13 protein-coding genes are annotated in these 13,295 nt (G+C 54.1%); all 13 read left to right on the top strand.

Annotated elements, in window-relative coordinates; translation table 11 throughout:
- Positions 1-279 precede the first annotated feature (279 nt).
- The 13 genes from AF337_RS36170 (at position 280) to AF337_RS36230 (ending at position 13,270) form a co-directional block, all read left to right on the top strand.
- Complete coding sequence (locus AF337_RS36170) at positions 280-1,344, top strand: Gfo/Idh/MocA family protein (RefSeq protein ID WP_049735874.1); 1,065 nt, start codon at positions 280-282, stop codon at positions 1,342-1,344.
- Entirely contained in the window at positions 1,341-1,826 is a 486-nt protein-coding gene (locus AF337_RS36175) for an acyltransferase (protein ID WP_049735875.1), read from the top strand. Before AF337_RS36170 ends, AF337_RS36175 begins: the two co-directional genes overlap by 4 nt.
- A 222-nt stretch (positions 1,827-2,048) precedes the next feature.
- Positions 2,049-3,152 (top strand): DegT/DnrJ/EryC1/StrS family aminotransferase, encoded by a 1,104-nt coding sequence (locus tag AF337_RS36180; protein WP_049735876.1) that lies wholly within the window; start codon positions 2,049-2,051, stop codon positions 3,150-3,152.
- The gene (locus tag AF337_RS36185; protein ID WP_049735877.1) at positions 3,149-4,744 is read left to right on the top strand and encodes an oligosaccharide flippase family protein; all 1,596 of its coding nucleotides are present in this window, start codon (positions 3,149-3,151) and stop codon (positions 4,742-4,744) included. The genes AF337_RS36180 and AF337_RS36185 overlap by 4 nt, the downstream gene beginning before the upstream one ends.
- Positions 4,745-5,356, top strand: a complete 612-nt coding sequence (gene hisH / locus AF337_RS36190) for an imidazole glycerol phosphate synthase subunit HisH (RefSeq protein ID WP_049735878.1) — start codon at positions 4,745-4,747, stop codon at positions 5,354-5,356.
- Positions 5,356-6,111 carry a HisA/HisF-related TIM barrel protein gene (locus AF337_RS36195; protein WP_225881176.1) on the top strand — a complete coding sequence of 252 codons (756 nt, stop codon included), beginning with the start codon at positions 5,356-5,358 and terminating at the stop codon, positions 6,109-6,111. Before hisH ends, AF337_RS36195 begins: the two co-directional genes overlap by 1 nt.
- On the top strand, positions 6,104-7,264 hold the full coding sequence (locus AF337_RS36200; protein WP_049735880.1) for an N-acetyl sugar amidotransferase: 1,161 nt from the start codon (positions 6,104-6,106) through the stop codon (positions 7,262-7,264). The genes AF337_RS36195 and AF337_RS36200 overlap by 8 nt, the downstream gene beginning before the upstream one ends.
- Positions 7,254-8,612, top strand: a complete 1,359-nt coding sequence (locus tag AF337_RS36205; RefSeq protein WP_049735881.1) for an oligosaccharide repeat unit polymerase — start codon at positions 7,254-7,256, stop codon at positions 8,610-8,612. The genes AF337_RS36200 and AF337_RS36205 overlap by 11 nt, the downstream gene beginning before the upstream one ends.
- 8 nt (positions 8,613-8,620) lie before the next feature.
- Positions 8,621-9,712 (top strand): glycosyltransferase family protein, encoded by a 1,092-nt coding sequence (locus tag AF337_RS36210; protein ID WP_049735882.1) that lies wholly within the window; start codon positions 8,621-8,623, stop codon positions 9,710-9,712.
- Positions 9,709-10,302 (top strand): acyltransferase, encoded by a 594-nt coding sequence (locus AF337_RS36215; protein ID WP_049735883.1) that lies wholly within the window; start codon positions 9,709-9,711, stop codon positions 10,300-10,302. The genes AF337_RS36210 and AF337_RS36215 overlap by 4 nt, the downstream gene beginning before the upstream one ends.
- The gene (locus AF337_RS36220) at positions 10,299-11,141 is read left to right on the top strand and encodes a class I SAM-dependent methyltransferase (RefSeq protein ID WP_049735884.1); all 843 of its coding nucleotides are present in this window, start codon (positions 10,299-10,301) and stop codon (positions 11,139-11,141) included. Before AF337_RS36215 ends, AF337_RS36220 begins: the two co-directional genes overlap by 4 nt.
- Positions 11,142-11,150: 9 nt before the next feature.
- Entirely contained in the window at positions 11,151-12,101 is a 951-nt protein-coding gene (locus tag AF337_RS36225) for an NAD-dependent epimerase/dehydratase family protein (RefSeq protein ID WP_049735885.1), read from the top strand.
- Positions 12,098-13,270, top strand: a complete 1,173-nt coding sequence (locus AF337_RS36230) for a glycosyltransferase (RefSeq protein WP_049735886.1) — start codon at positions 12,098-12,100, stop codon at positions 13,268-13,270. Before AF337_RS36225 ends, AF337_RS36230 begins: the two co-directional genes overlap by 4 nt.
- Positions 13,271-13,295 lie beyond the last annotated feature (25 nt).

Genomic DNA, 13,295 nt, shown 5'->3' on the forward strand with positions numbered 1-13,295 from the left:
GCGAGAACACCCAATGAGGCCTAATCATTCCTGTCCGCGCGAGTCCCACATGGCAATTGTGCGGTCGCCGATAAAACCGGGTGCCTCCGGTCATGCCACGGGTGCACAAGCAAATATGAGAAGTCTTCCAAAAAAAATCATTGCTGGCCATACCGGTATAGTGGGTTCGACCGTTGAACGACGCTTGATCGCGGAAGAGTGTCCGGCTAGCTCAGGGGATGTCAATGTGAACCGCCAAATGATTTTGGGCGGCGGATACTGTCGCGCGGGGAGAAGCTCTTGATAAAATTCGCTATTGTTGGGTGCGGACGCATTGCTAAAAGACATTCCGAACTGTTGGGCTTGTCACAGATAAACGGGGCGTCGCTAGTCGCAGTTTGTGACGTGGTGGAGGAAAGGGCAAAGGAGTTCGGAGAAAGGTTCGGCGTTCCTCACTATCAGTCCATCGACGAAATGCTCCAGAACACGGACGCCGACGTCGTATCGATATTGACGCCAAGTGGCATGCATGCAGAGCACGTCATAACTGCTGCAAAATACAAACGGCACATCGTGGTTGAAAAGCCAATGGCGCTGACTTTGACCGACGCTGAAGCGATGATCAAGGCGTGTGATGACAACAACATTCGCCTTTTTGTCGTCAAACAAAACCGGTTTAACGTCCCGGTCCTGAAAGCGCGCGAAGCTCTTGATGCGGGCCGCTTCGGTAAGCTTGTGCTCGGGACGGTCAGGGTACGATGGTGCCGCGATCAGAGTTACTATGATCAGGATAACTGGCGCGGCACCTGGCAATATGACGGCGGTGTCCTTGCCAATCAGGCAAGTCATCATATCGACATGTTAACTTGGTTCATGGGTGATGTCGAAAGTGTTCACGCGCGGGCGGCGACAGCGTTGGTGGATATCGAGGCGGAAGACACTGCCGTAGCCACACTGAAGTTCCGCAACGGTGCTCTCGGCATTATAGAAGCCACCGCAGCAACGCGACCCAAGGACATTGAAGGATCGATTTCGATACTTGGAGCTGGGGGCTCTGTTGAGATTGCGGGCTTTGCGGTGAACAAGATCCGCACCTGGCAGTTCGGCGACCATGACTTAGGCGATGAGCAAGTTATGGAGAAGTACTCTGTTAATCCTCCGAACGTTTATGGTTTTGGTCATCAGGCTTATTACGAACATGTCGTCGATTGCCTAGTGAACGATACAAAAGCCATCGTTGATGGTCATGAGGGGCGCCAGAGTCTTGAGCTGATCTCCGCGCTTTACGAATCAATCGCTTCCAATCAGGAAGTGAAATTGCCTTTGGAAGTGAAACATTCGAAACTGGGACGATCTTCGCAGTGACCGACGGCTCCCCCACGCTCTGGAAGGCGCAGGTCAGAGACGTCGTTTGCGGCGCTCGGGTGAAAATCGTTGAGCCCGCCAATGTCTATGAATGCGAACTTGCGGATGATTGTTTCGTCGGTCCGTTCGTCGAAATCCAGAAGGGCGTGAAGATCGGGCCGCGCACAAAGATACAGTCACACAGTTTCATATGCGAACTTGTGGAGATTGGTGAGGATTGTTTCATCGGACATGGGGTTGTTTTTGTGAACGACCTTTTTTCGGGAGGTGGACCTGCGCGGGGAAACCGCGCGCTCTGGAAGGAGACCCGGATCGGCAACCGAGTTTCGATCGGCTCAAACGCTACGGTCCTGGCAGTTCGGATATGCGACGATGTTGTCATCGGCGCAGGCGCGGTTGTAACCCGGGATATCACCGTTTCTGGCACCTATGCCGGCAACCCCGCCCGGCCTTTAACTCGTTCGGCAAGGAATGAGGTTTAGGTTTGTCCCGGGAAGGTCGTCGTTGGAGGACAACGTCGGTACATGCCCCAGGCTTTGCAGCTTCTCGCCGTCAGCCCCCCTTGGGAAGGGGTGTTGGCCTTAGCCTTTCGCGAAGGGTTGTTCAGCGTTGAGCCGATGCTTGGCTGAATTTCATTTTTAGTTGGCGCATATGGCGGCGCCGGCGCATACGGAAATCATCGCAATTTACCGAGAGCAGGTTTCATGAAAGTTCCTTTCGCCGATCTTCATCTCCAATATCTCTCGCTAAAGGAGGAGATCGATGCTGCAATTGCTTCGGTCATCCGCTCTTCCTCGTTTATCAGGGGGCCATTCGTCCAGAAGTTCGAGGACGAATTTGCCGCCGCCGTCGGCGCCCCTTATTGCATCTCATGTGCGAATGGAACGGATTCGCTCTTCATCGCCATGCGCGCGCTAGGCGTCAAACCCGGGGATGAAGTTATTACGACTGCCCATTCGTGGATTTCAACTACCGAGACCATTTCACAGGCCGGCGGCAATGTTGTCTTCTGCGACACCGACGCTTCGACATACACCATCGATCCTGTTCAAATCGAAGCGAAGATCACGCCTAGAACGGTTGGCATCATCCCGGTTCATCTCTATGGCCAACCGGCCGATATGACTGCGATCATGGCTATCGCCCGGAAGCACGGTCTCTGGGTCATAGAGGATTGTGCCCAATCCCATCTGGCTGAGGTTGATGGGCAGGTCGTCGGGAGTTTCGGGGATGTCGCTTCCTATTCTTTCTACCCGGGAAAGAACCTTGGCGCGATGGGCGACGCAGGCGCCATTACCTGCAAGGACAAATCACTTGCTGATCGGATGGCAATGTTTGCGCGGCATGGCGGACTTTCAAAGGGCGACCACCAGATCGAAGGCATAAATAGCCGCCTCGACGGACTGCAGGCCGCGATCCTGTCGGTGAAGCTGCCGCGTCTGCCTGAATGGACTGCAAAGCGGCAGGAATGGGCGAGACGCTATGTGCGCGCCCTCGAAGATATTGGTGGGCTGGAACTGCCTGAAACGGCAGCCGGGCGAAATCACGTCTATCACCTGTTTGTGATCAAGCACGAGCGGCGCGATGCCCTGGCCGCCCACCTCAATCATGCCGGCATCCAAACCGTGGTCAACTATCCGATATCGCTGCCGTTCCTGCCGGCTTACGAACGCCTTGGGCATCGGCTGGAAGATTTTCCCAACGCGTTTGGAAATCAATCCAGGATTCTTTCAATTCCGATTTTCCCTGAAATGACAGAAGCTCAACTCCTGTACGTCGCAGATATGATCAGGGGCTTCGCCGAGTGAGTGACGAACGCCCGGAGAGCCATGGAAGGCGCAGCAATCTTCTTGGAAACTCAGGCTGGAATTTTGCGGGTTTCCTTTTTACGCTGATTGCTAATCTTGCCACGGTGCCGTTCGTCGTGCGCTGGATTGGACTGCAGGCACTGGGAAGCGCAGGCATAGTGATCGCTATCGCAGCTCCCGTGACGCTGATCGGCACGGTGCTCGGGCAGGCCGTTGTCAGGGAAATTTCCGCGCGGATTGGACGTGGCGAGGAGCATGCCGCCGCCCGTATTGCTATCGTCGGATTGAAAATCTGCCTGATCGCTTCGGCGGTGGCTTGGCTAGGGATCGTGCTTGCCGGTCCATGGATCATGACCGGCATCGCCGGTGCGTCTCTTCCATTACAGAATCTCACCGTCTCCTTCCTCATTGTCGCAACCGGCATCGTGGCGCAGCAGTTCTCGTTTGTCCTGCAAGGTATTTGCGTGGGAAAGCAAAATTTTCGATTGGTGGCCAAAGCATCAGCGTGGAGTTCATTCGCAACCATCATCGTGACCTTGGGATGCACGTGGTCCTTTCCAGTGCTGAATGGCTATTTGCTCGGATTTGCTGGAAGTCTTGTATTCTCGACTGCAGGATGGATATGGGTTACATCCTCGGAATTCCGTGAGAGCGGCAGATTGATCTCGTCGTCTCCCGACGAACTGAAATCATTGCTTCATTTTGGAAAATGGCAAAGCCTCTCTCAGCTTGCCGGAATCTTTGGCAACCAGATTGACCGCTACGTTCTGGCTTCGCTCGCGCCGTCTGCCGTTGTCGGCCAATATAACGTGTGCAATCGCCTCCAGGAGGCCGCTTACATCGCGGTCATACGTATTTGTGAAGTCCTGTTTCCTCGATTTGGCAACATGTCGAACAGCCGCGAAGAGGAGCGGCATGATTTCTTCATGCTCGCTTCATGGGGCAATTCGGCTTTCGGAGCCATCGTACTCTCGCCAATCGCGGTTCTCTCTAGGCCGCTGTTGACGGTTTGGGTCGGCGAAGAAACCGCTGCAGGCGGCACGCATCTGCTCCAGATACTCATTCTCGGCGGCATCGTCGGGTGCGGTTCGAATGTATTCCAGTATTACGCCATGGGAATGGGCAGAAACGCGCCGGCCGCATATACTTCGCTTGCGTATTCGGTGATGACTGTTGTTTTTTCTTTCGTTTCCATTTGGTTTTACGGTCCCTACGCTGCTGGAGCAGGTTTGCTTGCTGCCAGCCTTGTAAGAGTACCTCTGGCGCTTTTGGTGACACGCAATTGCTTCTTTCGCACTTTCAGCGCGGAGCAAATGTTTGCCTGTACAGTTGCTCCTATCTTGGTTGGCATCTGCATTGTTGTCGGATCTCTGGGCCTGAATTTCACCTGGATCAATGGCTGGCTGTCCCTCGCTCTCGCGTATGTCTGTTCTGTCTGCGTTGTCTCCGCCGCGATCGCAGGCGTGGCGATGACGACGAAAACCGGGAGCATTATCTTGTCCCGTATCTATGGGTCCGTTAGAACGGCTTTGTCCGAGAGACGCCTGATTGGATGGAATAACCATCTTGTGAAACGCAAGAGAGGGTTTTGAGTGATCACTGTGGTAGACTATGGCGTCGGGAATATCGGCGCAATTACCAATATGGCGGAGTATCTGGGGATCGATGCTCGGCCAAGCGGTGATCCCAAGGAGATCGAAAGTGCCGCGAAGCTCATTCTTCCAGGGGTCGGTGCGTTTGACAAAGCAATGGCCACGTTGAGAAACAGAAAATTAGTCGATCCACTGAATCACGCAGTGCGCGAACGGAGGGTTCCTGTTCTCGGCATATGTCTCGGTATGCAGTTGTTGGCGCGATCCAGCGAGGAAGGCTCGGAACCGGGACTCGGCTGGATAAATGCGGATGTGAAGCGCATCAGGCTGCCGGCAACATCATCCCTTAAAGTTCCTCATATCGGCTGGCTTGAGATAAGGCCGCGCCGAGAAAGCGCTCTGTTCGACAGGTCCAACCGGAGGGAGCGCTTTTATTTCGACCACAGCTATTTTGTCGATTGCGATGATCCGAATGACGTTACCGCCGTCATCGACTACGGCGAGGAGCTATGTTGCGCAATGAGTTCGAACAATGTCAGCGGCGTACAATTTCATCCTGAAAAAAGCCACCGCTTCGGGATGCGGGTTCTTGAAGCATTCGGAAAGCTTTGATGAGAAAAAGGCTTATACCCGTCCTGCTGGTCGATCAGAAGCGTCGGCTGGTGAAAACGATAGAGTTTGGTGAGCGCACCTACGTCGGCGATCCCTTCAATGTTGTGCGCCTGTTCAACGAAAAGGAAGTCGACGAGATCTGCATTCTCGATATCGACGCCACGCGTACGGGGCGAGGTCCTGACCTCGGCTTCGTTCGCGAACTCGCAACCGAATGTTTCATGCCTTTGGCATATGGCGGCGGCATCACCGAGCTTAAGCAGTGCGAGGAACTTAACCGCTCTGGCGTCGAGAAGTTTGTACTCGGTCAAGGCGCGCGCAATTCGCAACTGGTGGGAGCGATCGCTGCCGATATGGGCAGCCAGGCTCTGGTTGCCTGTGTCGACGTTGACGGTCGCGGTGCGGCGGCGAGCTGCTACGCTTCAAGTGGTGTGAGGCAAGAGCCGATAGAATTCTGCCTGAGGCTGCAGGATGCCGGTGTTGGCGAAATAATTCTTCAGTCGAAAACTCTCGACGGCACGCGCAACGGGTATGATCTTGAGTTGATCCAGTCGATTAGCCGACAGCTGAGCATTCCGGTCGTTGCCTTGGGTGGCGCCGGAAACGTCGCCCACCTGGAGGAAGGCCTTCATGCTGGCGCTTCCGCCGCGGCCTCGGGGAGCGCCTTCACCTTTATCGGTCGGCTAAGGGCAGTCCTCATAAGCTACCCTGCACCAGAAATTTTGGAGGAGGCGGAGCAAGGTGCTCATGGATAACGCGTCGCGAGTTTGCTCATTTTGCGCCATGGACAATTCCAACCCGTCGATCGTGTTTGACGCAAACGGCCAATGTAACTGCTGTCGGGATGCGCTGAATCGCAAACCGCACGAGTGGTGGACTGGCCCGGAAGGCGATATTCGAATGCGGCGATTGATCGCCACATTGAAGGAAGAAGGCGCAGGTAAGCCATACGATGCGATGGTCGGGCTTAGCGGTGGAATTGACAGCGCGTTTCTTGCGCATCTCGCCGCCCGAAAGCATGGTCTTCGTCTTCTGGCGGTCCATGTTGACGGCGGTTGGAATTCCGAGCCCGCCGTCCACAATATTGAAATTCTTGTCCGAAAACTCGATCTCGACCTTCACACCTATGTAATCGAGTGGCAGGAGATGCGCGATCTGCAGATCGCGTTTATGAAGGCTTCTGTCCTCAATCAGGACATCCCGCAAGATCATGCATTCTTTTCCACCCTCTATAGGACAGCAGCTAAATTCGGCATTCGTCACTTCCTCAGCGGCGTAAACTTCGCGTCAGAATCGGTGATACCCCGCGGCTTTGGCTATCCCTCGATTGACGGAACGCATGCGAGCGCGATTCAAAAACGCTTCGGCTCCTTGAAGCTCACGACCTACCCCTTCATGAGCCCTCTTGAGTATATTTGGCTTACCCGCGTCCGCCGGCAACTCACCATTCACCGTCCGCTCAACTACATCGACTACAATAAGGAAGAGGCGCGCACTGAGCTTCAGCGCGAATATGGGTGGCGTGACTACGGTGGCAAACACAGTGAATCCAGATTCACAAAATTCTATCAGGATATCTATCTTCCGAAAAAATTTAACTTTGACAAAAGACGGCTTCACCTTTCAAGTTTGATTGTTGCTGGACAAATGACACGGGAGGAGGCGCTGCGCGAAATTTCAAAGCCCATCATCTCCGTTCAGGATGCCCGCAGGGAAACAAAGTTCGTGGCCAAAAAACTGGGATTGAAGCCGGAAGAGCTCCAATCGTATATCGAGGCACCGCCAGTACCGCACAGCAATTATCCGAACGGCATGTGGCTTCATAAAGCGCTTTTGCGCCTGCGTAACATGACACGGACACTCCTGCCGACACGTAACGCAGCCGCAGAGGCAGCAGATGTCGACTAGCCTCGTCTTTGCCATGGCTGTTACATGGTCGGTGGCGTTCTACATCTGGAGGGTGGGGATCAATCTGACGCTTTCGTCAGTTTTTTTAGGTCTCATGCTCGCGCTTCATGGGCCCATGTATCTCTATTACACTCGAATATGGGGTATACAGACTAAGTTTTTTGAGACAATTTTGTCTTCTGCTCCTTATACCGATGCTATCGGCGCACTGGATCTCTCCCTTGCCCTTTCATTTGTTTGCATCACTATCGGCATAGCAGGAGCGGATTTCGCGTTCGGTGTTAACCATCAACAGATCCAGGCGGCACTGCATTCCTGGCGCACTCAGCCTGTCCGGATAGCCAGTGGTGTCGCTCAACGACTCAAAATAATCTCGGCCATCGGCTTCTTTATCATTCTCGCCTTTATTATTGTCGAAAACAAAATCCCCCAAATTATTGTCTACTTCATTTCCGACGCAAGCGAAGTCGCGAAGATTGCGATGCGGCGCGAGTCGGGTGGAAGCCGCTTTTATCTCTTCAATCTCCTGGTCTCCAACCTATTTCCCTTCTCTGCTTTTTGCTGTTTTATAGCTTTAAGACAGCGGTCAATGAAACTGCCAGCGATCGCGTGGGCTTTTATCGTTGCCGTCATGGTGGCCAAGGCCTCGACTTTGAGCAAGGCGCCATTGGCGATATTTGTACTGCAGTTGATAGTCGTGGAACATCTTCGAAAATCTTTGGATCTGCCATTGGGGATGGCGATTAGGTTTATTTCGTTTTGTGTTCTTTTGTTTGGTGCGATGGTACTTGTTGCCATTCGTGAATTGCATGGTGTCGGCGACGCGCTCGATTTTCTATTTTATCGTGTATTCATGATCGCAAACGAAAGTTTGCTTGAGTATTATGCCGCAATTCCAAGTGTTCTCCCCTATGGTTGGGGTAGTAAGTTCAGTTGGCTGGTAGGCTCTCTGACCGGTCAACCCAGTCAACCTACCTATGTACTGGTCGGCGCCGTCCATCGCGGCATGGAGGGTTCCACCTCGACAGCGATGTTTATCGCCGATGCCTGGGCCGACTTCTCTTGGGTGGGTGTGTTTCTATTTTCGCTATTCGCCGGATTTTTTATCCGCTTGCTGGATATCCAGCTAATAGTGAAACGAGGGAAGACCGTCGCAACGATTGCGGGGCTGGCTCTCGGCCACTATGGAATATTCGTGATGCTTTCGACCGCACTTCAAACTGCGATGATGACCGGCGGTTTGTTTTTGATTGTTCCATTAGTGCTGGCGCTGTCCAGCTCGCTGAAATGGGTGCCAGATAAGAACGACGGTGGACAAGAGCATCTTGTCCAGCTCGGACGGGTATAGAATCCAATATGCGCGTTTTTCAAAATTCCGGGGTATATGCTGCTTATATGCGGCGGCTTGATATACTCGCAGTTGATGCGAGAAGTTTTTCAGACAGATTGTCTCATTTTCTGGATGATCGCTATGGCGCTTGCCACATACTGAACCCGGTGATGGAGGCCTCTCCAGATACCTTCTTTACGAACGGCGATGACGAGATACTTCAACGATACTGGGCGGTAGAAAACGGTTTGCCCGCCACCTCCGACATGGAGCAGATCTTGCTGAGCCAGATCGAACATCACCGCACCGAGATATTTTATAATTCGGATCCGATGCGATACGGGAACGATTTCGTCCGCAAACTTCCTGGCTGCGTGCGGAAGTCAATCATGTGGCGAGCGGCGCCTTCCGGCAATACCGACTTCGGCGCCTACGATTTGATCGTCTGCAACTTTCCTACCATATTGGAAGGTTATCGGAAGCTTGGCTGGCGCGCGGAATATTTTGCACCAGCCCATGATCCGGCAATGGATAGCTATGCCGAAAATCGAGACCGGCCAATCGATGTGCTTTTTGTCGGAGGCTATAGCCGTCACCATCGTCGGCGTGCAGAGATACTGCAAGCCGTGTCGGCTATTCGAAGGGATTTTAAAGTTCGTTACCATCTTGATCGGTCGCGATTGACTAGGCTTGCTGAGAGCCCGATTGGCTGGCTTCTGCCGCTTGGGAAGCACAGACGTCCGAAGAATATTCGCGCAGTGTCCCGTACCCCTCTTTTCGGACGCGAGCTTTATGAAGCGATTTCGCAGGCGAAAATTGTTCTAAACGGCGCCGTGGATATGGCGGGAACGGACAGGGGAAATATGCGATGCTGGGAGGCGCTAGGATGCGGTGCGCTAATGGTCTCGGACTCCGGTGTTTATCCCGAGGGGATGGTCAATAATATCAGCATGGTAACATATGAAGATGCGGAATCCGCGGCGCGGACAATTGTAAATCTGCTTCGGGAACCGGGGCGCCTCCAGGCGTTAGCCAACGAGGGAACCCGTACTGTGCGAACCGTGTACAACAAGCGTGCCCAATGGCTCAACTTCCAGCGGCTGGCTGCAAGCGCATGAAGCTTAGCCTGACCACGATCGCAAACATGGCGGCGGGATGGTTGGCCCGCAAGCGGAGCAAATTTCTCGTCGGGAGTGGTAGCAATGTCCGTTGGCTGGCGTTGCGATCCATTCGCGGAGGCAATGTGAAGGTCGGCGAGAACTGTATCATCAATTGCAATATCAGCTTCGATGATCCCCGCGGCCGCATCAGCATTGGTGATCGCTGCTATATTGGTGCCAGTCACCTGGTATGCCATTCCGGAATTACGATTGGAAACGATGTCATCATCTCATGGGGAGTGACAATCGTCGATCATGATTCTCATTCTCTCGACTGGGAATTGCGCAAGAGCGATGTGACCGATTGGGGCTTGGGAAGGAAGGATTGGACGGGGGTTTCCATCAAGCCGGTGTTTATTCAGGAGAAGGTGTGGATTGGTTTTGGCGTGAGTGTCCTGAAGGGGGTGACAGTCGGCGAAGGGGCAGTTATTGGAGCCCATGCTGTTGTCACGCGCGATGTCCCCCCTTACACCGTCGTCGCCGGTAACCCCGCTCGCATAATTCGGAATCTCAAGCGGACGCAAAAAGAGACAGAAGGTCAACCATGACGGCAACAAAGTTGGACACGTGGGAAGCAGCCGTCCAGTGGCTTCGGCAACAGCCTGACCAGCAAAAGCTGGTGCTCGATGCCTACTACGACGATCCGATTCTGCAGGCGGCCGAGCGGTATTGGCGGAGCGGCGAGTGGGGTGCCATTCGCGAATTTCTCCCGCAGGCGCCAGGAACTGCAGTCGATATCGGCGCCGGTCGTGGTATTGCCAGCTATGCTCTGGCAAAGGAAGGTTTTGAAGTAACGGCACTGGAGCCCGACGCGAGCGACCTCGTGGGTGCTGGTGCAATTCGTGCCCTTTTCAATGAAGTTCATCTTCCCATTTCGATCGCCGAGGAGTTTTCCGAAAAGCTCCCATTCTCCGACAATGCCTTCGATGTGGTCTTTGCCAGAGCCGTTCTGCATCACACCTCCGATCTGTCGGCCGCGTGCCGCGAATTCTTTCGAGTGCTCAAGCCCGGCGGGCGCTTCATCGCAGTTCGCGAACATGTGATATCGAGCGAACGCGATTTGCCGATCTTTCTGGATCGCCATCCCCTGCACAAACTCTATGGAGGGGAAAACGCCTTTCTTCTGAAGGAGTATCAGAACTCTATTGTTTCGGCCGGTTTCACGATGGACAAGCTCCTTATGCCGCTGGAGAGCGAGATCAACTTCGCCCCCTACACTCGGGCGGAGTTGAAGGCGCAGATTGCCAAGCGATTGCCGCTCTTCGCAAGAGCCGTTCCAGCGCTTTTGAATTCTCGGTCGGTCTGGACGATCTTCTCGCATATCGCAGCAAAGTTCGATCGGCGGCCGGGCCGGCTATATTCGTTCGTCGCCACGCGACCCCAATAAAGAAAAAGAATGGCTCGTATACTCATCACAGGTGCTCACGGATTTATCGGAAGATATCTGGCAAAGTCGCTTGCACTTGCCGGGAACTCCGTTTTCGGCCTTGGGCACGGTACCTGGTCACCACTTCACGCCCAGCGCTGGGGGCTAGTCTCTTGGCATAACGGCGAGGTCGATATCCCCAATCTCCGGTTGATTCAACAGCAGTTTGGGACGGTGGACATTGTGTACCATCTTGCGGGGGGCTCGTCGGTCGGAGCAGCAATCGCAAATCCTCGCGAAGATTTCCACCGCACGGTCAGCTCGAGCATTGAACTGCTTGAATGGATGAGACTGGAGGCCCCTAAAAGCAGCTTAGTGGCGGTTTCTAGTGCTGCTGTTTACGGGGCAGGGCACACAGGTCAGATAGCTGAAACGGCGAAACCCAACCCCTTCTCTCCCTACGGTCATCACAAGCATATAATGGAATCTCTCTGCATCTCCTATTGCGAGAGTTACGAGTTAAAGGTCGTGATCGGTCGTCTGTTTTCAGTTTATGGGGAGGGATTACGCAAGCAATTGCTCTGGGACGTTTGCTCCCAGCTCGAGGTTCATCCTGAGCGACTCCTTCTCGGTGGCAGTGGCAACGAGCTTAGAGACTGGACGGCGGTGACCGACGTCGCGCGCGCGCTGTCGCTTATCCACACCGAGGCGAGCCCCTCGCCAAAAGTTATCAATATCGGCACCGGCCGCGGCACCAATGTTCGTGCGATCGTTGAAGGTATTGCCCAAGCATGGGCGGTCGATACCAATTTGGAAGCCAGGATTGAATTTTCGGGTAAAGCAAGAGCTGGCGACCCTCAAAGCCTGATAGCCCAGTCCGAGCAGCTCGCAGCCCTCGGGTTCGAGTGGCAAAAGGATTTGATGGAAGGCCTCTCAGGCTATGTCAGGTGGTTTCGATCGGAATCCGGTGTGAGATCATGACCCGTATTGCCTTTACGATGATCGGCGGGAAAAACTGGACCGGCGGTTATAACTATCTGATAAATCTCGCCAGGCTGCTGTCCGCTGATCAGAGCAGAGCTCTTACGCCGGTTATGTTCTTTGGAACCGACGTCGATGAAGAAGATATAACTCCATTTGCGGCTCTCAATTGCGTTGAGGTGGTCCGTAGCCCGCTCTTTAACAGATCCAGGAGCTTTAGATCTCTGCTCACCGGTCTTGTCACCGGCGCCGACTGGCGTGTGCGTAAGCTGTTTAGAACTCACCGGATAGATGTCGTGTTTGAGGTGGCACAATTTTTTGGTTTCAATCTCGGCATCCCCGCTATTGCCTGGATCCCAGATTTCCAGCACCGCTTCCTCCCCCATCTCTTCAGTAAGCTTGGCTACTGGAAACGCGATATAGGGTTTAGAATTCAGGTCCTGGGAAAACGCGAGATCATGTTGAGCAGTGAAGACTCGCGCGTCTCGTGCGAAGTTTTCTATCCGTCCTCCCGGGGGCGCACACACGTCGTCAGGTTTGCGGTGCCGCCCAAGGTAGTGATTGTTCCTGCGGCTGCTCGTGCTCTTGCCGACAAATATGGACTGCCTGAGCGATATATCTTCCTTCCCAACCAGTTCTGGCAGCACAAGAACCATCTTCTTGTCGTGGAGGCATTGACGATCCTCCGCCGCCGCGGTCAAGACGTTACTATCGTAGCATGTGGCAGCCAGTCTGATCCGCGCGACCCCTCTTATTTTCCGCGTGTGAAGGCTGCTATCGACGGTTCCGGTCTCTCCTCAAACTTCATTCTTCTCGGTCTTATCCCATATGGCGATCTTGCTCCACTCGCAACCGCTAGTATGGCCTTGCTGAATCCATCTCTCTTCGAAGGATGGAGCACGACGGTCGAAGAGGCCCTGTCGTGGGGCGTGCCGTTGATTTTGTCGGATTTGGACGTCAACAGGGAACAGGCGGGCGAAGTGGCCGTATTTTTCGACCGCCATGACGCGCAGGCGCTTGCAGACGCACTTGCTTCGGCAAATCTGTCTTCGCCGGATATTCTGTTCGAACGGGCGGCGAAGGCACAGGCCATCGCGAATGAACGCGTCGACCGCTTCATCACTGATTTCCATGCGCTTGTTCAACGGGCTGCCACCGAACGCCGGTAGCAAACCACAGTAGAAGGCCGGGGGA

Source organism: Rhizobium ecuadorense (assembly GCF_001187535.1).
In the GTDB taxonomy this organism is placed as follows: Bacteria; Pseudomonadota; Alphaproteobacteria; order Rhizobiales; family Rhizobiaceae; genus Rhizobium; species Rhizobium ecuadorense.